Source organism: Paenibacillus sp. 1001270B_150601_E10 (assembly GCF_015558675.1).
Classification (GTDB): Bacteria; Bacillota; Bacilli; order Paenibacillales; family Paenibacillaceae; genus Paenibacillus_B.
On record NZ_JADMOL010000003.1, the window covers coordinates 203,160 to 227,019 of the forward strand.

Consider the following 23,860-nt stretch of genomic DNA (forward strand, 5'->3'; position numbering starts at 1 on the left):
GGCTATGAATCTTTCACTGATACCCTATTGGAACATTATCAGCAACATAAAGGCGACACTTTTATCGTAGCGCTGGACGGCACAAACGGAACTGATTTCGTGCAGTGGCTGGATGTGCTGCGAGGTGCGTGCATAGATCAAGAAATTCCGTTCATCGACATTCACAGCTCACATTACATGAAGGAAACAGAAGAGCTGTTCACCCAATTCCACCCTTATTTGACGGATAATCGTGCCTTTGGCTATATGGCATCCGACGTTAAAGTGAACGATTATTTCCAGCCAACTGCTGAAGCGGATTGGCAGTATGATGTCAGCCAGCTTCTGGAGCATGCTGAGCAAACAGCAGGAAGCGCCAGCCGTCCTGCTGGCAAGACTATGATTGTCACGGCAGGACCGGGCGCACGCTTCCTGAGCGGCTCCGCTGACGTAAGCCTATTCTGCGATGTATCCCGTGAGCTGCAGCAGAAGCTGCACCGGGCAGGCCTGGGAAGCTTGGGCTTAGGGGAGTGCAAGGACCCCGTAGAAACCTACAAGCACGCGCTATTTTTAGAGTGGCCAGTGTGGGAGCAATATCGCAAGGAACAATTATATTCCTTCGATTACTATGTCGACATGAACGAGCCCAGTCGGCCTGTAATCTTAACGCTGCCCATGCTCAAGCAAGTATTAGAAACGCTTGCCGGACAGCCATTTCGCGTAAAGCCTTTCTTCGCACCGGGGATATGGGGCGGACAATATTTGAAAAAGCTTTGTCATCTGCCAGAAGAGGAATGGGACAACTGTGCATGGAGCTTCGAGCCGATAGCACCTGAGAATACCCTTCTTGCAGGAATCGATGATCATGTAATCGAGCTACCTTTTCCGCTGCTCTTACAGGCACACCCTGCCAAAGTGCTGGGAAGCCGCAACGTCGAACGGTTTGGCGATTATTTTCCGATTCGATTCAACTATTTGGATACGATTGATGGGGATAACTTGTCCCTACAGGTTCATCCACAGCAAGCGTATTTGGAAAAGACATTCAACGATAGAATCACACAGCAGGAATCGTACTACATCATGGAGCAGAAGCCCGGCTCGAAACCTTACGTTGCACTTGGCTTTGCAGAGGGCATGACCGGAGAGAAGCTGCTTGAAGCAGTCGATAAGGCTCATGAGACTCATGTGCCACTAGACCTTAAGCAGTATGTCAATGTGCTTGACGCGCAAAAAGGCGATCTATTCATGATTCCGCCTGGCGCTGTCCATCTATCAGGGCCTGACAATCTCGTGCTTGAGATCTCGTCAACGACCTGGTGGTTTACCTTTAAGATTTATGACCACCTGCGACTCGACAAGGATGGCAAGCCTCGTCCAATTAACCGTGATCATGCCGCCCACAATATGATCGAACGGTTCGATACGGCTTATGTCGAAGAGCACTTGATTGCAAAGCCAGAAGTCAAGCGAATACAGGGCGACAGTGTGGAAGAGCTTCTCGGAGAAAGAGAGGACCTGCTGTTCCAAGTCAAGAGACTTCGATTGAACGGCCAATGGGTCGACGAAACGAATGGCAGCTTCGTCATGTACAATCTCGTCGAGGGAGAACGCGTTCGACTTATTCCTGAAAACAACAAGGATGCAGCCGTGGAATGGGGTTATGCAGAGGCGCATATCGTCCCAGCTGATGTTGGCCAATACCGCTTGGAGTCGATCGGAGATCAACCATGCACACTGATCCGCGCTCAGGTATCGCCTAGCTGGCATACCCCGCTTCTCCCGCATCATTGGAAGGTGGACTGACTATGGAGCGAGACGGGGATCGAACCCAAGAACAACTCGCATCTCATAATCACCCTACGGTTCTAACGCTTGCCATTGATGCTGGCGGCACCTATATAAAAGGCTGTCTTCTTGAAAATGGAGTGCTGCTGCCTGATATGAGTATGCAAACGCCATCTCAATCCGATGCTGAAGCAGGGGTAATCATAAGCGGTTTCGCCGATGTGTGCCAGCTGCTGATGGAACATTACATGAAGCTTCGATACTCAAGTAGCATGCAGCTTGAAATCCGCATCGGCATCGCTTTCCCTGGGCCCTTTGACTACGAAGCGGGCATATGTCAGATTCAGGGTCTTGGCAAATATGAGCGGCTGTACGGACTAAATATTCGTACCCTGCTGAAGCAGGAATTCCTTAAGCGTGCTACTGCCTCGCAAGAGCCAATGTGGCTAAGCAGGCTCACACAAGCCTTAATCTTGTTCGATAATGACGCCACCCTATTTGCGCTTGGTGTGAGCAGGCACTATCCAACTTCGCGGATGCTCTGCTTAACCCTTGGAACCGGCCTTGGCTCTGCTTTTATAAAGAATAGAAGGATGATTCAAGGGAAGGACGGCGTACCTGCTTCTGGCATGCTGTATGCGGAATGGTTTGAAGATCGGCAGGTGGATGATCAGTTTGGCCGCAGAGGGATACTGCGGCTTGCTGACCAGCTTCATGCTCGAAGCGGCCATGAAGATGTGCATGATCTGGCTCTGTCCGCGTCCGAAGGGGATGCCCTAACGCTCAGGATGTGGCAGATCTATGGAGAGCGGCTTGGGCGCATGTTGAAGCCTTACGTCAGCACCTTCAAGCCGGATCGCCTCATACTTGGCGGTCAGATCTCAAAGAGTCTGGTGCTCTTCGAGGCATCGCTGACAGAAGCGCTGCGGCCCGAGCATGTGATCCTTCAAGTAGAGGACCAGGTATTGCAGCATGTCTTTTACGGTATCGATCAGCTTTTTAATGAAGAACGCGCTTATTAAAAAACAAGGTGTACCCATGTACCGATTATGCGGGAGATTCGCTTCCTGCTCGCAATTAGAGGAAAAAAGCCACAATTTTCACTCATCATCCTATAACTGACGACCTTTTGAGGAGGAGTTCTCATGTCCCTAGAACAGCAAATCAAACAAGCTTCAGTGCCAACGCCAAGCCGAAAATGGACGGTCTATGCTATACACCACTCCCATACGGATATTGGCTATACGGAGCGCCAAGAGAAGATTGAGCAGTATCATGTTGATTTTATCCGTCAAGCGCTTCACATCGTGAATGAGGCACATAAAGGCACCAAGCCTGAATGGAGCGGCTTTCGCTGGACCTGCGAGACCTTCTGGGCGGTTGAACGCTTCCTGGATGAAGCGTCCGACGCGGAAAAGTCCTCCTTCGCCGAAGCGGTTCTTCGCGGTGATTTGGAGCTGTCCGGCACTTATCTGAATATGACGGAGCTTCCTGATTACGATCTTTTGAAGAGCATCCACAGCAAAGCTCAAAGCTATGCTTCCTCCATCGGGCACAAAGTAGACAGCGCCATGACCGCAGATATCAATGGCTATGGCTGGGGCTATGCAAACAGCTTACTTGAGAATGGCATTGAGCATTTGTTCAGCTGCATCCATACCCACCACGGCATGTATGCCCTTGGACGCAAGCAGATCCCGTTCTGGTGGGAAACGAGCGATGGCAAGCGTCTCCTCGTCTGGAACGGCGAGCATTACATGTTCGGCAATGAGCTTGGCTTCTGCCCGAACGCACTTGGGAAATACATGATTCGCGATGAGTTCAACCATATGCTGGTCGAGCCTGAAGCGATTCATAATCAAATTGCATACATTCGTCTAAATCGCTATGTGGCACAGCTTGAACGCGAGCAGTATCCGTATGACTTTGTACCGGTTATGCTGTCTGGCCTTGGTACAGACAACGCCTCCCCTAACGCTCGCATTATCGAATGGATTACAGCGTGGAACAAGCAGCATGGGGATCAGATTACGGTCAAAATGGTCAGCCTGAGCGAGTTCTTCACTCGCTTGAAGCAGGAAGACCTGAGCAAGCTGCCTGTCCATCAAGGCGACTGGCCCGACTGGTGGACCGATGGCGTCAGCTCTACGCCAATGCACACCCAGATTTACCGCGACGCGCAGCGTACGCTTCGCAAGGTGAAGAAGCTTGACCCTCAGCAAGAGGCTGTGAGCCAAAGCGAGCTGGATGCTTGCGAACAAGCGCTTGTGATGTATGCAGAGCATACTTGGGGCTACCACTCTTCCATCGGCGAGCCATGGCACAAAAACGTGCAGATGCTTGAGGTTCGCAAACAGGCGAATGCCGCGATCGCCAGCGAGCGGATATACCGCGCACTGGATAAAGTGCTGCTAGAACAAGGAGCGTCTACGCTCTATCCAGAGCGTCCTTACCGCTTCCGGATCAGCAATACGTCGAACGCGGCCGTTAAGGAGCATGTAGCGTTGAATCTGGACGGCTGGGAGCCAGGGGAACTGCGTAACGGCATAGAGGTGGTTCGCGAGGATACAGGAGAAGCGCTGGTCCATCAATTGGCCAATGTACAATCCATCATTACTGAGCTGCAGCTAGGTGCAGGAGAATCATGCATGCTGGCCATTCGTCCGGTCTCGATGGAGAAGAATCCTGGCGTCATGACTTCCAATACGCGACTAATCGGCGCGGATCAAGTATACGACATGGATGATCTTTATCCAGCGATTACCGGAACAAACAGCCATACCCCAATTCGTGTAACACAGAACGGACTTGAATCTCCGTTTGTGCGCCTGACTTGGTCAAAGGAACAAGGCATCACGTCATGGTTCAATAAAGAATTGAACAGGGATATGCTGAGAGAGGATCGTCAATACGGCGCATTTACGCCGATCTACGAGGTCACGCCTCCTGCGGATTCAAAGATTCCTGCACAGGTATGGAGTGTTCGTGCGCGCATGGGCCGCAATCGCAAAGGCATGCATGTGGAGCGCTCCATCGGGCAGCTCGTCTCGGTACGCACGATTGATCAAGGCTCACTGTACACAACCGTAGAGCTTATGTATGAACTAAATGGCATCTCATACTTTGCACTCTTCCTTAAAGTATACGTGAACAAGAACCAGATCGACGTCTCCGTTCGCTTCCACAAGGAAAGCGTATGGAATCCAGAGAACGTATATCTTGCTCTTCCATTTACGAGCGGCGCGCAGCAAAATGCGGTATATGCCGACAAGCCAGGGGGACTTGTACGTCCTTGGAAGGATCAGCTTCCAGGCACTTGCCTCGACTATTCCTGCGTACAGGAAGGCGTTGCTTGGCAGGATGAGCATAACACGCTGCTGCTAAGCACCCCAGATACACCGCTCATTCAATGGGGAGATCTCGAGTTTGGCAGAAGACTCGTACACACGCAGCAGCCAGAAAACGCTAAGCCAGAATCGTTTGCATGGCTCATGACGAACTACTGGGAGACCAACTTCAAGGCTACGTTAGGCGGTTTCTACGAATTCATGTATCATGTCCGTGCCGACAAGACCTTGCCTAAGGATCAATTGGCTGATGCCCTGCATGCGCTGCATGAACCATTTGTCGTCACTCGTATGCGCGGTTAAGAAGGAAACGAATTCTTAAAGGAAAAAAGCTGATCCATACACCTTTCCCGGAGAGCGGGGAGATGAAGGATCAGCCTTTTTCTATTTTGATCGTATAGATTTCCTTTTGCTTGTGTATGAAAAAGTGGAACAATGTCGAAATTTGTTCCACGGGGAACGTGTAAAAATTGGAAGTCCCCACTCAAGACATAAGCTCGAGGCTCGGACTTCGTATACATTCGGCACGATGATTAACTCACATTATAGTCGTGACTTTTACTGTGAAGCTATCGTTTATTCATCAACCTTCAGCAATGCCCATCTCGCCATCCAAGTTCTCACGAAGCAAATCAGCCTTCAAAAAGGCGCGATTATTCGGGAAGTGAATGTGCATCTCGTGATGAATGCCAATCTGGATCGTGCCCTTTACTAAGCGATAATCCAGCACATGGCCGCCGCCTGTCAGCTCATCATCTACAAAATGTACATGATAACCCGCTACAGCCAAGCCCTGCGCATAGTCAGGAGCTTTGAAGCCAACCAAGGTGCCGCTGACCTGATCCATCGTATGAATCGGCAGGTGCTGAGTAGCTTCTACAAGTGTAGGATAAGGTGGCTTCTGCCCCTTAACCGTACGTGTCGATACCTTTTCGAACACGCCGTCAATGCGAATCGCGTAGAAGAGGTTCTCGCTCGGCATGATGGCGTTGAGCTTGTGCTCAAGCTCCTCACGGCCGATAGGCTTATCGATAAGCAGCGTCTCATCGGGCTTGAAGAAGGTAACCGAGGCAAACGGCGTCTTCACCTCTTCCGATACTTTATGAACAGAACCATCGGAGAGCAACCGATAATAGTGATTGTCAAAGGCGATCAGCTCTCCATCCAGATGCTCGAACGTCCCTATGCCAAAGTCGCCATGCTCCATCAGCTCGCCTAAAGTCATGCTGCCCTCGAAGACGCCGTCCAAGAGGGCGGTCATCATAGAGGTCTGGTAGAACACATTCGCAGTAGAACGGCATGGATCAGACTGATTCCCTGCCTTGTTCTCTGGGTTCTCCACGGTCTTGCTGTTATTATGGTGATCAGCATTCATTGCTGTTTCATTTCGTTCCCGCGTTAGATTCGTCATGATGCCATGACTCCTTTCCATATCACACTTCACTTGCTAGCTGAATTTGGTCGAATTTATTCCGTGTGGGATTAGTGGAATTGGTTCGGCAGCAAGGACTCACCAAGCGCGATATTATCCGCATAATCGATCGGGATATCAATCAATACCGGACCTTCTTCTTGCATGGCCTTTTGCAGCAAGCTAGGGAAATCTTCAGGACGTTCCAAGCGCATCCCAACTGCACCGAAGCTCTCTGCATATTTGACAAGATCCACGGGGCCAAATTGCACTCCTGATGTGCGTTCATACTTCATCTGCTGCTGAAAGGCCACCATATCATATGAGCCGTCATTCCAAACAAGGTGCACGATTGGCGTTCTTAAGCGAACCGCTGTCTCCAGTTCCATGGCGGAGAACAGGAAACCGCCGTCTCCCGATACCGATACGACCTTTTTGCCCGGCTCTACTAAAGCCGCTGCAATCCCCCAAGGCAGCGCAACGCCAAGCGTCTGCATCCCGTTGCTGAACAACAGGCGGCGAGGCTCGTAGGAACGGAAGTATCGCGCCATCCAAATGTAGTGAGAGCCCACATCGCAAGTAACCGTCACGTCATCCGGTATAATGGATCTCATATCTTGAATGACCTGAAGCGGATGAATGCGTCCTGATGCTGCCTCCTCTGGCGGAAGACCCGCGCGTTTGTATTTATCTAAAATAACGGCCAATTGCTGAACGTACGGCTCCTCGATATTCACATGATCCAACTGACCTGTAATCGCGTCCAGCGTAGCCGACATGTCCGCAAGCATCTCCAGCTCAGGCTGATAATCGTGGTCGATCTCCGCACGCGTATCGTCCAGATGAATGATCGTACGTTCGCCAGCTGCATTCCAATATTTGGGATCATATTCCACAGGATCATATCCAACTGCAAGTACTACATCCGCAAGATGCAGAACATCATCTCCTGGCTGGTTGCGGAACAGCCCGACACGACCATAGAAGCAATCCTCCAGCTCACGAGAAATCGCTCCTGCCGCTTGGAAAGTCTCCACGACAGGGATCGGCGAATGCTTCAACAGACGGCGCAAAGATTCCGTTACTTCCGGCTTGCTTGCGCCCATCCCAAGCAGAATCACAGGCATTTTCGCTTTGCGAAGCAGTTCCACTACTCTGGTAACATCCGCTTGCTGAGCAACACCAAGCTTGGGCGCATGTAGCGCCTTTGGAGCTCGAACCTCCGTCTCCGCTTGAATAATATCCTGAGGGAAGCTGACAAAGGCTGCCCCTTGACGAGGCGACTCCGCCGCACGGAAAGCATTCACGAGCGCTTCCGGCACATTGTCCGGATCCTGTACTTCTGCGCTGTACTTGGTAATCGGCTGGAACAACGCCGCATTATCCATCGACTGATGCGTGCGCTTCAAACGCTCCTTGCGGGTAACCGCGCCGCTGATGGCTACAACGGGGTCTCCCTCAGCGGTCGCCGTAACAAGACCTGTCGCGAGATTCGATGCCCCTGGGCCTGATGTCACGAGACATACGCCCGCGCGTCCAGTAAGGCGTCCTACCGCCGCCGCCATGAAAGCTGCGTTCTGCTCGTGCCTGCATAGCACAAGCTCAGGGCCTCGTTCCTGAAGCACGTCAAAGACCCGGTCGATCTTTGCGCCCGGGATGCCGAATATATGTGTAACGCCCTGCTTTTCAAGCACATCAACGACAAGTTCTGCGCCTAAGCGTGGCTTTTGACTATGCTGTTCTTTAGATGTCATGATCATTCATCCTTTGTATAAGTTATGTATATGAACATTGAAACTAACGTATTGAACTCCCATACAACACTACCCTTATAGCACCTCCTTCAAACGATAATGAACCAATTAGCAGAATTTACTAAAATGGAGACAAATCCCCTTCGATATTGGACCTGCTTCACTATCATTGAAACGTTCGAGGCTCCAGGCTTTGTAAGCTTCATTTGCATGTTGGCGAATCTTCAACTTGTAGGGCCATCAATATTATGAATGGTGAACTTGCGTTGCCATTGCCTTTTTTCGTTGTGGGAAATAGACAAGAATGTTTCTGGAAACACTTACCTTATGCCAATTTTAAAGGGAATCGCTTGTTAATATGAGAGGCTTATTCGCATTTTCATGAAGAACGTGATATCTTCAACTTATACAACCATACCCTTGATCCTTGGAGAGCGCTATGATGTAAGTCCACGCTTGCGCCTCAGCCCTAGTGATCGAGTGTAAAGTGATTGAAGCCCTAAGGAAAGGAAGTTAGACCCAATGAGTTCGACGCTAATTCAACAAACAATGAATGCAGAGTCTTGGGACGCAGTCCTTATTACAGACCCGAAGCATGTCTATTACTTAACAGGTTTCGCATGTGATCCGCATGAGCGTTTTCTTGGTGTAGTGTTCACCCGCGAAGCAGAGCCTATACTTATCGTCCCTGCGCTCGATGCAGACAAAGCAAGAGAAGCCTCATCCATCTCCAACATCATCACGCATTCTGATACCGATAATCCTTATCTGATTCTGAAGCAGCATTTGCCTAACCAATTGAACATGATGGCACTGGAAAAAGCCCACATGTCCGTTCAGAACTTCGAAGCGCTCAAGCAAGTCGTGACTGCTCAGCAATTCGTAGATGTGGGTCCTCTTCTTCAATCCATGCGAGTGATCAAGTCCGCGGATGAGATTCATCGCTTGAAGGATGCCATTGTCTGCATCGAGACTGTCCTCGACAATGTCGTGAAGCGCATTAAGGTCGGCATGGTTGAGATCGAGGTCGTGGCAGAGCTCGAATATGAGATGAAAAAGCAAGGCGCCGAAGGACCATCCTTCTCTACGATGGTATTGTCAGGTCCTAATGCAGCGCTTCCACATGGTGTTCCGGGACGACGCAAAGTACAAGAGGGAGAGCTTCTCTTGTTTGATCTTGGGGTGTACTTGAATGGGTACGCTTCCGATATCACGCGTACATTTGCAATTGGCGAGGTAGACAAGGAGACCGAGCGCATCTACAATACGGTGCTGGCAGCCAATGAGGCTGCGATCGCAGCGACGAAGCCTGGCGTTACCTTCGGCTCCTTGGATCAATCAGCACGCCTGGTTATCGCTGATGCTGGCTATGGTGAGTACTTCACGCACCGCCTTGGCCACGGCCTAGGTATTGATGTGCACGAATATCCATCTGTCCACGGTCAGAATACAGACATTTTGAAGCCAGGCATGGTATTTACAATTGAGCCGGGCATCTACGTGCCAGGCAAGGCCGGCGTGCGCATCGAGGATGATGTCGTGGTTACGGAGCAAGGTGTTGAGGTGCTGACCTCTTATCCGAAGCAGCTGATTTCGATCGGATTGTAACAACATTAATCAATATCTATCAACGCATTACCTTGTTAAACATAAAGGTGCTGCTCTCTCCATGGAGGGAACAGCACCTTTTTTAATTTATTTAAGTATGCCAATGCCTAAACGCTCAATACTTGGGCAAATTAGTTATTACTTCTGAGAAGATCTTACAGTCAGAGGCCACTGAATTGCCTGTAATGCTACATTTGATTCTAATCACCTGATTTGCCCTGCTTCGCCTTGATCTCTCGAATCGCATCGATGATGGTATCAATTGATTTTCCTTGATAGGTTAGATAGGAAGGGTCTTTATCCATCACAGGGAGCACGTATTTCTCATCCACCATGTAGAACATTCCTGATTTGGTCGTAAAATAAGTCCCTTTATGATTCCCTTCTCCCCTTGCCAGCGGGAAAATATACTTCATTCCTGGTTTCATTGAAGGAAAGTAATCGTAATTGTAGGGGGTGATTCGTAGTACAAACGTATCTTCTATAGATTCACCCGCAATATGCTCCAACACCTTTATCTTATACTGTGAGAAGGTTTGCGTTGTAGGACGAACCACTCCATCATTGGAGCTCTTCTGTTGTACCGCATATTCCGGTGTTCCAAGCTGTGCAGTGAATGAGGTCGTTGCGTCGTCTAATTGACCTACAACCTCCCCTAATACAAAGGCTGGAGCAAGCTCCATAATTTCATGAAAAGGTTTAGTTGACACTAATATCAAAGGACCAAAACCGTTGTTAACAGGATATGTCCTACGAAGCTCTTGGATTCTTTTATCCGATAGGGTATCATTTTCATTGAAATACTGAACAGCAAAAGCACCGGAGAAATAAAGCGAAACCAGTAACACTACACCGATAATAGCCATTACAGCACTCTTCTTGCGAGTTACAAAGCGCCTGTTTGCTTCTTCCATTGGCTTCCTCCTTGTATTTCCCAATCACCTGATTCGGTATGCCCTAACTATGATTACTGCCTATGTACAAGTCTTTTCAATCAACCCATTTGCATCTAGAATAAATGATAAACAAAATTACTTATTTTGTAAATATATCTTTTAATATACAATTGACGATCAGTAGTATGATTTCGTTACTAACGCAAATAAGCCTGCATTTTCATTGAATCAGTATGTAATATGTTTAATTTGCTTTTGAAACGTGCTGCTCATTTGCCTTCTTATCTGACCGACTCAAAATGCATAAACAAAAAAGGACTGCCTGAGTTAACCCAGACAGTCCTTTTATTAACCAATTTATGCTTATTTCTCAATGCCAAGCGTGAAGATCTCAGCAGTGCCAAGCTCAATCGTCGCCCCGTTGTTGTCGTTAGCCACTGCTTCGCCTTTACGCTCCAGCAGATCACTACGATAGAAGCCCTTCACCGCTTCAGGAAGCTTCACTTTCAATGTGCGCGGCTCAAGCGCAACATTGTACCAGCGAGCGACCATGTTGTCGGTCTCCTCTGCCATCTTGAGGGAGGAGAATGCTACTTGCTCTCCAGCCCACTCGAGGAAGGCATGGTTTGCAGGCAAGGAACCTGCATGGACGTCTGTTTGACGAACGAGGAATGGCACTTGGAAGCTGTAAGCTTCTTCATACGCACTGGAAGTGACAACATCGCCAGCGTGTGGAATAATCGCATATTCCGCAACGTTTGTACCGATGCATTGCGCTTCAGGCGTTGGGAAGTAACCCCAGTCACCAAGCTCTCCAGAGCTTCTCATCAGCGTTACAGCGATTGTGTTCTTGTTGTCTTGAGACACTTCGTATTCGCACAAGCCTTTGTTCGCTACAGTCAAACCAAGCGTGCCGTCGCTTACGCTGACGAACGATTGCTGATGCTGGTCATTGCTTGGGTTCTGCCATTCAGGAGCAGGCACGTTGTTGCGGCGTGCTACTTCGAAGATGGAATCCGCCAAGTGCGTTTCCGCAACAAAGCCAGTAGGGAACAAGGCGCGTACACGATGATCCTTCGATTGGTTTTCCATTGTAACATGCACATCAACGCGTTTCGCATCGCGATCGAGCGTGTAGCGTGTCACAATCGCGAACGCCACCATCTCTTTAGAACGCTTCGCCTTACGGTTCGGGAAGCCTACGATCTCAAGCTGCTCCTCATGAAGCAGTTCATCTGCGGATGCAGGAATGCTCCAGTTATGCTTCACTTCGATCACCGTGCGGAATGCGGAGTCTTCCACCACTGTGCGTTCTGCAGCTACGCCTTCTGTTGTCAGCGGCGTTGTGCCTTCTGGCATTCTGTACATATATTCGTTACCGACATCACCAGCATCTTCATACACATTCAAGCCGTCATAGACATGGCCTGTCGCCTTGTCCGTCATCTTGAGCGAGCCATTCGCCAGCACTTCAACTTTCAGGTTGCTGTTCTCCATTGTGAAGTCGCCAGTCAATTGGCTGGCTGCCTCAGGATTAGTAGCGCCTGTTACCCAAGCCAACGTCTTATAGCCAAGAGCAGGAATGTCCTTCGCTTGAAGGCGAAGCTTCAGAATGCGTGCCATATACGGCTGACGGAACTTGTCCTTCGGCAAATCATAGCCGAACATCACGCCGCCATCTGTCCATTCGCAATCGATAACGTTGCCTTCAGCATCCAGAACCGCGCCTGATGCGATCGGCTCTACCTTCATTTCGCGTGCAAGGCGAGTCGGGTAAGCTTCACTGAAGTAGCGACGCTTCAATTCGATGGAAACTTCCACGAAGCCATCGCGATTGTAGCCTGCTGTATTAAATACCGTGAATGGGAATGCTTCTTTACCTTCGAAGGCTGTTGTATCGATCGCAGGGATCAAGCCGTCGATGGATTCACGAATAATCATTTCTGTCATGTGCTTCGATTTCTCAAAGCGTGTGACCATCTCGCGGTGAACTTCATCTACGGAGCAGCCGCAGATGCTGTCGTGTGGATGGTTCTGCATCAATGTCTTCCATGCATAGACGAACAAGTGATGCGGATAAGGCTTGCCTACTTGATGAGCGAATGCCGCAAGCGGCTCTGCCACTTTCTCAAGCAGGGTTTGGTTCTCTGCGTTCATTTGCTTCAAGTACACACGGGAGGACGCTGTATTAACAAGCGTATACCAGCCCTCTGTGCGTTGGCTGCGAAGCTCGCCATGGACCGTTTGCAGGTTTTCTGGGAGATCCTTCTTCAGCTCATCCACATACAGCTCGAAGTTCGAATGAACGAAGTCCACATCAGGGAATAGCTTCTTCGCTACTTCAATCGCATCGGACAAATCCGTTTGGATTGGCTGGTGGTCACAGCCGCCCATGAAGAGCAGGTGACGCGTGGAAGCGAACTTCTCTGCATTAGGAATCGCTTTTTCCCAGTATGCGACCGCTTGCTTCTCATCCACAGGTACTTCCATACCGTTACAGTACCAGTTTGCAAACAAGATACCGATAACTTTGGAACCATCTGGGGACTGCCAGATCATCTCCGAATATGGTGATTCATAAGCTGCATCTTCAGATACTTGGTTGTTGAAGCCTGTTGGCTTTACACCGCGTCCGAATGCTGCCACATCAATGTCAGCTTGACGAAGCATTTGTGGTGCTTGACCCATGTTACCAAAGGAATCTGGGAAGTAACCAAGCTTCGAGATCTTGCCGCCATATGATTTTGCGTCGCGATGACCGACTTGAAGGTTGCGCACATTCGCTTCGCTGCTTGTCAGGAACTCATCCTGAAGGATGTACCAAGGACCGATATGAATGCGTTCTTCTTGAATATATTTCGTAAGCTTATCCTTCATCTCAGGGCGAACTTGAAGGTAATCCTCCAGCATGATCGTTTGCCCATCAAGGTGGAAGCTCTTATAGTTAGGGTCTTTATCCAATGTATCGAGAAGTGTATCCATCAACTCGATCAAGAGCGCGTGATGATACTCATAAGGCATGTACCATTCGCGGTCCCAGTGAGTATGAGAGATAATATGTGCTGTTTTTTTCTTCGTCATGTTACTTCTCTCCTTCCGCTAGCCAATATTCACGATATACAAGCTCTGAGAATAAACTGTTCGACCAAGCAAACCATTCACGAGTGAACTTCGCTGGATCGTCAGCATCGAAGCCTTCATGCATATAACCGGTGTCCGCATCAGTCGATACGAGCAGGTTCAGCACTTGCTCGCGCTCTTCCTTCGTTGAAGCTGTAAGCCCTTGCATAGATAGTGCGATATGCCAAATATAACGATGCGGCGTATGCGGGCTCCCAATGCCCTGAGCAGCTTCACCTACAAAGAAATACGGATTTTCCTCACTCAAAATAAAGCGGCGAGTGTTCTGATAGATAGGATCATCTGCTGTTGTATAGCCTAAATATGGGATCGCTAACAAACTAGGCACGTTTGCATCATCCATCAGATTGTAATTGCCAAAGCCGTCTGTCTCATAAGCATACATCTTGCCGTATTTCGGATGATCTACAATGCCGTACGTTTGAATGCCTTCATCGATCTCATCTTTCAGGCGACGAATCTTCTCGGCGAATGTTGCATCCTCGTACACTTCCATTGCGATTTCTTCCAAGTAGCGAAGAACCACAACGGCAAACATATTGGACGGTACCAAATAGCCAAACGTACAAGCGTCATCGCTCGGACGGAATGCCGACCATGTCATCCCTGTATAGTTTACAGGCATACCCATGCCGTTATTCTTGAGCGTGTCTGTCTTGCGGCAATCTTGACGCTGGAAGCGATACGGCGATTGCTCCATGTGACGCTGTTCGGTTGTCCACAGATTCATAATGATCGTAGCAACTGTCTTGAATTCGCCGTCAAACAAGGACGTATCCCCTGTTGTCTTCCAATACAGATAGCTGAGCTGGAGCGGATAGCATAAGGAGTCAATCTCATACTTGCGTTCCCATACCCATCCGTTCAATTCCGTAATATCACGATGGTGAATCTCTTCGAGACGAACAGGAGCTTCATTGAATGCGTTCGCATAAGGATCGATTTGAATATATTTTAATTGCTTGCGAACGAGACCTGCAATGATGCGGCGCACGTCATGGTCGTCTTCAGCGAGCGGCATATACTGGCGAACCTGAGCACTGGAATCTCGCAGCCACATCGCTGGAATATCCCCTGTAAATACGTAGGATGTGCCGTCATCGTGAAGCTTGGTAGTCGTCTTGAGTGTGTTTGGGAAGCAGTTTGTAAATAGATTCATCAGCTTGGGATGATCTGCAAGTTTTGTCTTCGCTTCTTCCATAACACGAAGTACACTCTGAGGTAATTGTTCCATTATGGCTTCTCCTCCTTAGTCTCTTTCTCCTATCTAAAATGGCTGTAAATACGATCAGGTGAAGCAAGCCTGCTTCACCTGATTATCACCGACTGCTTATATTACGCTTTTATTTGCGGGATGCTTTCCACTCATCGATTTGTTTTTGCATCTCAGCTTGAACCTTGTCAAGGCCAGCTTGCTTGAATTTCTCAAGAGCTTTTGGCACGTATACAGCAGGGTCTACTGTACCTGTGAACAGGGACGGGAAGAACTCTTCACGTACGTTTTGAATAGACGCCATTTCCGTCTTCACATTGTCTCCATTAAAGTTGAAGCCAAGGAGCGGTGCATTTTTAGCGGAATCGTTGAACTTCTTGAACTCATCCCATTTGTTGTCTGGGTCGCTTGGAAGTTTATCCAAGACGAAGAAGTTACCGAGCGTAAAGCTTGGCATATCGTAGTTTTCTTGCTTCGCTGGCAAGTACTCGATACGATCTTCGCTAATGCGTTTGTAATGTTCGCCTTCAATACCATTGTTCACCAAGTTACGAAGATACTTGTCTGTGTTAAGAAGGTTCAAGAATTCCATTGCTTTCTCAGGATACTTGGTGTTCGCAGAGATTGCCATCATAGAACCTGTAACGGACCAGTTGTACACGTATGGCTCTTCAGCTGGACGGGATACAACAGGGTATCCGTTGCTGTCAGACCAAAGTGTGTCTGCAAACGGCTGAGTATGTGCAAGGTCAGTAAGCCATGCACCTGTCTTCATCTCGTCGCCGGATGTAGCTGTTGCAGCATCTTTCTTCAGGTAACCTGCTTTGTAGAATTTATGCATCGTTTCAAAGTTCTTCATAACTTCTGGTTGTTCAAGCAAGTTAACCACTTTCAGATCGCCGTTGTCGTCAAGACGAACGCCAAGTGGAATGTTCTCGTTTACAAGGTCAAGAGGAAGCGTGAAGCGGAAGTCTTTACCCGCAGAGAACGGGAACATGTTCGGTTCACCTTTCTTCACTGCTGCGAGCAATGGCTCAAGGTCCTCAAGCGTTTTCACACTGTCGATGTCGAGATTATATTTATCAACCAAGTTCTTATTATAACGGAATACTTTTTGAGCAGGCAACTCTTTATTGACAGGTACTGCATAAAGCTTGCCATCAATTTTCGCACCCTCTAAGAAGGATGGGTGAAGAGCATCTTTAATGCCTTGACCGTATTGGTCAAGAAGCTCTGTCAAGTCATAGAAAGCGCCTTTTCTTGCATTGTTCACATAGTCAAATGCCCAAGAAGATGTGAACGCGATATCGTAAGGCTCACCAGATGCGGAAACAACTTGCATCTTTTGGTTGTAATCGCCCCAGTCATACATTTTCATTTTTACGGTTACACCGATTTTTTCCTTGGTGTACTCGCTGACTTTCGCCATAACTTTATCAACATCTTTTTGAGGTGTACCGATCGTTTGCCAAATCAGTTCAACCGGCTTTTCAGGAGTGCCTTCTTCTGCTGCATCCTTTTTGCTTCCGCAGCCAGCCAAGAAGAGAGATGCCATCAAGACAAGGCTGATGGACATAAGTAGCATTTTCTTTGTTTTAGCCATTTGTTACATCTCCTTAATGATCTTTTCATTGATGTTTTGTTATTTATTATTCTTTCACCGCGCCAATCGTAAGACCCTGAACGAAGTAGCGCTGGAAGAAAGGATAAGCACAAGCAATTGGAACGGTTGCAAGGACAACGAGCGCCATGCGCGTTGCTTCCTGCGGCAAGGTGCGAAGCAGTTCCAGTGATTGACCAGAAGAGCTGAGCTGCGCGTTGCTGAGCAAGAATTGCATACTGTTCTCGATACGCATCAACATGGATTGCAGTGGTACCAAGTTTGGATTGTCAATGTACAACAGGGCGTTGAACCAGTCGTTCCAGTAACCAAGTGTTGCAAACAAACCAATCGTAGCAATACCCGGAAGCGAGATCGGTACAACGATGGTGAAGAAAGCTCTAAGCTCGCCAGCACCGTCGATCTTCGCGGATTCAATAATAGCATCTGGTACCGTTGTGGAGTAGAACGTTCTCAAGATCAAGATGTAGAAGGCGTTCATCACAAGCGGCAAGATCAGTGCCCACAGTGTGTCTTTCAAGTGAAGCACTTGTGTAACGACGAGATAAGTTGGAACCAATCCTCCGTTGAACAACATCGTGAAGAACGCGATGAAGGAGAAGAAGCCCCGATAGCTGAAGTTCTTACGAGAGATTGCGTAAGCATACAGCGAGATAACCAACAAGCTGATGAGCGTACCGATTACCGTAATCAAGATGGTAATCCCGTAGGAATGAAGAAGTTGGTCGCCTGCCTTGAAGATGTATTCATAAGCGGCGAAGCTCCATTCTTCTGGGAACAAGGAGTAACCATTTTTATTCAAGGATTCCTCACTTGTTAATGAAATAACGATAACAAACAAGAATGGATAGACACATATGAAAGCGAATATTCCAGCGATCAGATTGAACACTACGTTCAATGCAGGTGAGACATGATGAGCATCGCGATATTTGTTTGATTTACGCAAGGTAGATTCCCCCTAACTTAGAACAATGCATTCTCTTTGTTGAACTTCCGGACGATCCAGTTCGATGTCATAACGAGAATGAAGCCTACGAAAGACTGGTACAAACCTGCTGCTGTACTCATCGAAATGTCACCTGTGACCTTAAGTCCCCGATATACATACGTATCGATTACGTTCGTCACACTGTAAAGCGGACCGGAGTCACGCGGAATTTGATAGAACAAACCGAAGTCTGCGTAGAAGATACGACCTACCGCAAGCAATGTAAGAATGGTCATCAACGTTGAGATAGATGGAATCGTAATGTGGCGAATTTGCTGCCATTTGTTTGCTCCGTCAATCATGGCTGCCTCATAATATGTCTTGTCGATACCGACGATAGCCGCCAAGTACACGACGCTTGAATATCCGATCCCTTTCCAAATATTAAGGAAGACCAAGATGTAAGGCCAATACTTCGCTTCCGAATACCAGCTGATTGGATCTTGACCGATCCATACGAGGAATTGATTCAATACCCCTTTGTCTACGCTCAAGAAGCTGAATGTAAAGTAGCCGACAATAACCCAGGACAAGAAGTGCGGCAGGAACATCCCCGTTTGGTATACCTTCGCAAGTCGTTTGTTAACGATCTCACTTAAGATAATCGCCATAGCTACCGAACATACAAGTCCGAGAATAATGAACACCACGTTGTAGAGAATGGTGTTCCGCGTAATGATGTACGCATCATTTGTGCTAAACAAGTATTCAAAGTTCTTAAATCCTACCCATTCACTTTGCATGAGACTCGACAAGAAGCCGTCACGCCCAATTCGATAATCCTTGAAAGCGATTACGGTGCCGAACATCGGAATGTAGGAGAAGAATAAGAACCATAAAGCTCCTGGAAGCACCATCAGCAAAAAGACTTTATTTAGATTGAGATTGTGAATGAACTTTTTGATGGGTTTCATCCGTTTATCCTCCCGTGCATTAGGTTTAATTTAAGGTTACCTGAAATGATACGCTTTCAATAGTCAACAAACTTTAGATTTGGTGTACAAAATAAAGAAAGGGTTTACATGGAGAACCTCTTTCTTACTGTCCCCCATGTAAACCACTTTATCCTTTTACAATATTAACCTTCTGATAACTGTTTCTGATGTAATTCGCGATATTCCTTCGGGGAAATCCCCACATATTTCTTGAACTGCTTGTAAAAATAACTCTTGTCCCAGTACCCGACTTGCTCCGAGATTTCGGTCATGCGGTAAGGAGTCTCGATCAGCAGCTGCTTTGCAGCTCGTATTCTCGTTTTGTTCAAATAATCCGAGAACGTGCTCTGGACTTCCTTTTGGAACAACTGACCCAAATAGACAGGGCTCATATGAAACACCTGAGCGAGTGTCTTTAATGACATCTCCTCTCGGTAATTCTGCTCGATATGCGTAAGCACCTGCTTAATAACCGGAGACCGCTGTTCCGGCTCATCATAGTGATCAATAATTCCTGAGGCAATGGAAATCACATGTTCCTTCAGCGTTTCAATGGAATGAACTTTATAGATCGCATCAAACCAATTCGTCTCTTCCTCCAGATGGATTTCCTCATCCTTTACAAGCTCGCTCCAGCGAATTAGAAGCTCGACGATGAAGTTTCGGATATCCTGAGGCTCAGCTCCATCCGTCTCCCGAAGCCGTTCAAGATCCTCGCTCAGCCGCTCTGCAACACCTGCTTTATCACGATCGACAAGCAGCTTCAAATAAGGCTCAATCTCCAGCCTTACCGCTGAAGGGCGAGAGGAGTGATATTTATTGATCTCCTCATAATCGATCCACGGTTCCTCCATAGACACTAGATGATACGGCTGAACCTGCTTGGCGTGGGAATAGCTTGCTGATGCATTCAGATATCCGGATTGGATGCTGCCAATCGTAATTTGCAAGTAGGCGGAGATACGCTCCTCCATCTTCCGCTTCCAGGTGTCGAGCCGCTCAAGCACTGCTTGCTTGTCCGCTTCCTTCGTTAACCCAAACACAAGCGCAATCTCGCCATCCCATTCCCGCACACAATAGGCTTCTTCGAATTCCTTATTCAGCCATGTCCAATCTAGCTTGTCTAGCTGGTCATGACGCTGTTGGACTTGATTCCGCTTATCAAGCGTTTCAAGTCTGATCAGGCATACCATGTAGTAAGGATGATTGAGATCAATATCAAGCAGCTCCGTCCGCTGAAGCAGTTCCTCGGTATGGATCTGATCGCGAATCCAGCGATATAGAATATTGTCTCGGAGAATATCTCGATTATGCAGCTCCGCCTGCTGGCGAGCTCTCGTCTGATCCAGCTTTTGAACAGTTGTCTCCAAAGTCGTCTTGAATTCATCCAGATTAATCGGCTTAAGCAGATAGTTTTCCACTCCAAGCTTAATTCCTTCTCGAACATAGCTGAATTCATTGTATCCGCTCAAAATGATATAGCGCATATGAGAATGTGTATCCTTTAGCTTCTCTATCAATTGAAGCCCTGTCATCTTGGGCATCGTAATATCGGTGACTACAATGTCGCATGGATGGTCCTTCAAGTATTGCCATGCCTCTTCCCCATTGTTGGCACTTCCCACGATCTCTAGTCCGTAGTCATTCCATTCTAATATAGCTTCCAACCCTTCTATAATAAATGGCTCGTCATCCACTAAGAATACGTTATACATGCTCTATTCCTCCAAAGACTCTGGTTTCCTCATGACAAAGGGAAAATTAGTGTAACAGTCGTCCCTTCGCCCACCGAGCTCTTAATTGTTAGCTCTGCCTCATCCCCATACAAAATCTTAAGACGATTCAGCACATTCTTCAGGCCAAGAGAGCCCTCATCCTTTAAATCGGATTGCTGAAGCTCTTCTTGAAGCTGCTTTAACCGTTCCGGCTCTATCCCTTTGCCATTATCCGTTACCGTAATAATAATGGCGTCTTCTCTCTTTGCAGCATCGATCGTGATATGGTTATCCGTTCGATCTAACCCAAGTCCATGCAGCAAATAGTTTTCGATAATCGGCTGAATCGACAGCTTCATGATCGGATAGCCGCCTAGTTCCTCATCCATCTGAATCGTATATTGAAGCTTGTCCCGATATCTTAATCTCGTGAGCTCTAAATAGCGCTTGCAGCTCTCAATCTCTTCCTTCAAGCTGATCATCGCTTTATCCTTCACCATATGGCGGAAGAGTGAAGCAAGGTTATAGATCATCTCGCCGACATCATGGGCCCCCTTCGCGACGGCTCTCATGCGAATGACCTCCAGCGTGTTATATAGGAAATGCGGCTTAATCTGAGCTTGGAGCGCAACAAGCTCAGCCTGCTTTTGCTTAAGCTCTGACTTATACACCCGATTGATATACAGCACGAGATCCTCGCACATTCGGTTGAACTGCTTGGCAATAAGGCCAAGCTCATCCTCGCTGCCATCTTTAACGGGAATAGGACTGTTCAGATTTCCTTCTTGCACCTGCTTCATGGCATAGACGATGCTCTGCGTCCGACGGGACAAGCGCGACATGGTCAGCATCGTAAGCAGGAGCACACCAGCGATACATACAACAGACACGATGCCGATCGTGTTGCGCAGCGTCATTAGGTGTGCGGTTGCTCCCTTCTGCGGCAGCATGGCGATGACAGTGAGCCCAAGCTTATTCATTTTCGACACCGTAACATAGGTCAAGCCATCGCCTTCAAGCTTCACTCGCTCAGGCTGATTCTGGTGAAGACGCAGAATATCCTTAGCCTGTTGATTGAACTTTTCCAGATTCCATTCAGAGGAATGATAAACGAATTGCCCCTCATCGTTGAGCACGGCATAACGCTCTCCACTTGCTAGATCCTCCAAGTAGTTGTCGATGCCTTCGGTGCTGAAGTCGATGCTGATCGTCCCAACCGTCGTCAAGCTGTTCGAATTATAGATGCGGTTTGTAACTGTAACAAGTTGGTTCCCATAGCTGTAGCGATGATCGTCATCACGTAAAGCGACTGCATGCTGGTTAGAAGGGTCCTGCTCGGGGATCGAGGTCCTCACCCCATTGCGATAGCGCTCCTTTAGGAACGCTTCTGACATCTTCCCATCCTGCCAGTCATACAGCTTATTATTGCGGCCATCATCTGTATACATATAAGCAAACGTAAGCGGATTGCTAAATAAAATGATGTTCTGTATATCCAGGTCCCGATAGAAGGCATTGGTATAGAAAGAATCAAAATCCCGTTGATAAGTGCTTACACTGCTGCTGAATTGATCTAAACGATAGCGAATATACGACTCATAGCCGTTTTCTAAAAAGTAGACGGCATCGCCGATAAGTGTATTATCCTGATAGAGCTGCTGCAGCAGAATCTGAGCGTTCTCCACCTTCTGATTCATAAATCGGTTGATTTGATCTACATGCCGCTGCTGCTCCAATACGGCATTGTTAATCTCATCTCGCGCAACCGACTGGTACGCAAATACAGCCAGCGTAACAAGCGAACATATCGTAATGACCGAGTAGATCAAAATCAACTTATTGAATACTTTTCGTTTGACGTGCTTCTGATAGATCCGACCGAGCATGAAATTGTCCCCCATTGACTAAAAGCTGACACCAGTGTGTAACCCCATTGTACCCGTAACCGTTTGACTTCGTACAGCCTGTTCAAGACGCTGACACTTCTCCTATACCTTCTCCAAACCATCCTCATTCTATATCAACGCCACGATCTGCCTCGAACTAGGACAGCGCTATCATAAATATCCTGCGTTTAGAACCCTGTCAGGATATTCATAGAGCCTTCCTTAGTATGTTGACAACTGGCGCTGTTATCTGTTCACTGTGAATATTACGTCCAAGGCAAATAGTCCTAAGACGCCTAGGTCTAAGGTTATCGTTTATTCCTCTATGCTGTTAAGACCTAAGCCACATTTTTTATATTCCAAATTTTAGAATAATAAAATAAAATTACACAGATCCTTCGAGCACGCGAAAATGAGCAAACGCATGCCTGTCCTAGCTTTGCGCTCACCTGAATATCTCAAATTCAATCTTCCAAGGCATAATCATCGCTCTTGTCACGCCCAATTGCAATCGATTTACCCTTTGACAAAGTTACAGAATTGTAAGAAAATCAGTTATGACAAAGTTGTAATAATTGATTCAAGCAGCTCATGGGCTGCCCTATAGTTCTATGATAGCATTGTGATTGTTGAAAAAAATGTCGAAATTGATACCCATTAATATCCGCGAGACAGCAGAGGAGGAACTGATTTGAAAGCGGCACTACGTGTTACACTTTTAGCAGGAGCTTTATTCGGAAGCATGTTATGGATGGACAGTACATTTGGATCTACCGTGCATGCCCAGTCCCTTGATAAATCGGTTACCATGACCATTAACGAACAGCAAGTTACCTTTACCAATACGATCCCAATCCTTGAGGGTGGGAATACGATGTATATGCCAGTCCGTGAATTCTCTGAAGTGATGAATTATGAGCTTCAATGGGGAAAAACAACGGAGGGTCAGGTACAAATTACGTTATCTAACGAGGTTACCTCTATCACGGTTACAGCAGGATCTAAGACAGCTACCGTGAATGGACAAGCTGTTACGATGAGCGATCAGCTATGGAATTATAACAACAGCACATATATTCCGTTCCGATTCTTAATCGATCAGTTCAACTTGAACTACACGTGGGATTCTGCCCTGCTTCAGACGCTTCCATCAGTGAATCGCGCAGAAAGCAAAGGACAAGTATCCGTCAGCAGCCAGAACTCTTTCTCTTCCAAAATCCTAAATACAGCATACAGCTACCTTGGTGTACCGTATGTATGGGGCGGAATGTCTCCAAATGGCTTTGACTGCTCCGGCTTCGTAAGCTATGTGTTCCAAAAGCACGGCGTTGGCCTGCCTCGTACCGCACACGATATGTATAAATCGTTGAACACATCCGTAAAAGCACCGGAAAAAGGAGACCTTGTCTTCTTCTCAGCCAGCGGTAATCGCATTACGCATGTAGGAATCTATACTGGAAACAACAAGTATATTCACGCATCTTCTGGTAGTGCAAACAGCGTGATTGAATCAAGCCTTGGATCCGCATGGTCCAAGAAAACATATGTAGGTGCGAAGCGCATTAATGGATAAGC

15 protein-coding genes are annotated in these 23,860 nt (G+C 47.6%); 5 read left to right on the forward strand and 10 right to left on the reverse strand.

Going from position 1 to position 23,860, the window contains the following annotated elements:
• The 3 genes from I2H74_RS09595 to I2H74_RS09605 all read left to right on the forward strand — a co-directional run.
• A partial coding sequence (locus I2H74_RS09595; protein WP_229106538.1) for a class I mannose-6-phosphate isomerase occupies positions 1-1,785 on the forward strand: 1,785 nt, incomplete at its 5' end.
• A gap of 2 nt (positions 1,786-1,787) precedes the next feature.
• Positions 1,788-2,789: an ROK family protein gene (locus I2H74_RS09600; RefSeq protein WP_195573742.1), complete on the forward strand. Its 1,002-nt coding sequence runs from the start codon at positions 1,788-1,790 to the stop codon at positions 2,787-2,789.
• 123 nt (positions 2,790-2,912) lie between these two features.
• Positions 2,913-5,417, forward strand: coding sequence for a glycoside hydrolase family 38 C-terminal domain-containing protein (locus I2H74_RS09605; RefSeq protein WP_195573743.1), 2,505 nt, complete (start codon positions 2,913-2,915; stop codon positions 5,415-5,417).
• Between the two features lie 280 nt (positions 5,418-5,697).
• Here the strand turns inward: I2H74_RS09605 and budA are convergent, their stop codons facing one another.
• Together budA and alsS are read right to left on the reverse strand one after the other, a co-directional pair.
• Positions 5,698-6,525 carry an acetolactate decarboxylase gene (budA, locus tag I2H74_RS09610; RefSeq protein WP_267490727.1) on the reverse strand — a complete coding sequence of 276 codons (828 nt, stop codon included), beginning with the start codon at positions 6,523-6,525 and terminating at the stop codon, positions 5,698-5,700.
• A gap of 71 nt (positions 6,526-6,596) precedes the next feature.
• The gene (alsS, locus tag I2H74_RS09615) at positions 6,597-8,285 is read right to left on the reverse strand and encodes an acetolactate synthase AlsS (RefSeq protein WP_195573744.1); all 1,689 of its coding nucleotides are present in this window, start codon (positions 8,283-8,285) and stop codon (positions 6,597-6,599) included.
• Between the two features lie 516 nt (positions 8,286-8,801).
• Between alsS and I2H74_RS09620 the strand changes: the two genes are divergently transcribed.
• The gene (locus I2H74_RS09620) at positions 8,802-9,887 is read left to right on the forward strand and encodes a M24 family metallopeptidase (RefSeq protein ID WP_195573745.1); all 1,086 of its coding nucleotides are present in this window, start codon (positions 8,802-8,804) and stop codon (positions 9,885-9,887) included.
• Between the two features lie 200 nt (positions 9,888-10,087).
• On the opposite strand, the gene I2H74_RS09625 is transcribed toward I2H74_RS09620, so the two are convergent.
• The 8 genes from I2H74_RS09625 to I2H74_RS09660 form a co-directional block, all read right to left on the reverse strand.
• Entirely contained in the window at positions 10,088-10,801 is a 714-nt protein-coding gene (locus I2H74_RS09625; protein WP_195573746.1) for a hypothetical protein, read from the reverse strand.
• Between the two features lie 345 nt (positions 10,802-11,146).
• Positions 11,147-13,864: an alpha-mannosidase gene (locus I2H74_RS09630; protein ID WP_195573747.1), complete on the reverse strand. Its 2,718-nt coding sequence runs from the start codon at positions 13,862-13,864 to the stop codon at positions 11,147-11,149.
• Between the two features lies 1 nt (position 13,865).
• Positions 13,866-15,158 (reverse strand): glycoside hydrolase family 125 protein, encoded by a 1,293-nt coding sequence (locus I2H74_RS09635; RefSeq protein ID WP_195573748.1) that lies wholly within the window; start codon positions 15,156-15,158, stop codon positions 13,866-13,868.
• Positions 15,159-15,267: 109 nt separating this feature from the next.
• A complete protein-coding gene (locus I2H74_RS09640) occupies positions 15,268-16,740 on the reverse strand; it encodes an ABC transporter substrate-binding protein (RefSeq protein ID WP_195573749.1) in 1,473 nt (490 codons plus the stop codon).
• A 46-nt stretch (positions 16,741-16,786) separates the two neighbouring features.
• A complete protein-coding gene (locus I2H74_RS09645; protein WP_195573750.1) occupies positions 16,787-17,707 on the reverse strand; it encodes a carbohydrate ABC transporter permease in 921 nt (306 codons plus the stop codon).
• Between the two features lie 17 nt (positions 17,708-17,724).
• Positions 17,725-18,663, reverse strand: a complete 939-nt coding sequence (locus I2H74_RS09650) for an ABC transporter permease (RefSeq protein WP_195573751.1) — start codon at positions 18,661-18,663, stop codon at positions 17,725-17,727.
• Between the two features lie 164 nt (positions 18,664-18,827).
• Positions 18,828-20,399: a response regulator transcription factor gene (locus I2H74_RS09655; RefSeq protein ID WP_195573752.1), complete on the reverse strand. Its 1,572-nt coding sequence runs from the start codon at positions 20,397-20,399 to the stop codon at positions 18,828-18,830.
• A 29-nt stretch (positions 20,400-20,428) separates the two neighbouring features.
• Positions 20,429-22,285, reverse strand: a complete 1,857-nt coding sequence (locus I2H74_RS09660; RefSeq protein WP_195573753.1) for a sensor histidine kinase — start codon at positions 22,283-22,285, stop codon at positions 20,429-20,431.
• A gap of 691 nt (positions 22,286-22,976) precedes the next feature.
• Between I2H74_RS09660 and I2H74_RS09665 the strand changes: the two genes are divergently transcribed.
• On the forward strand, positions 22,977-23,858 hold the full coding sequence (locus I2H74_RS09665) for a C40 family peptidase (RefSeq protein ID WP_195573754.1): 882 nt from the start codon (positions 22,977-22,979) through the stop codon (positions 23,856-23,858).
• Positions 23,859-23,860: the final 2 nt, after the last annotated feature.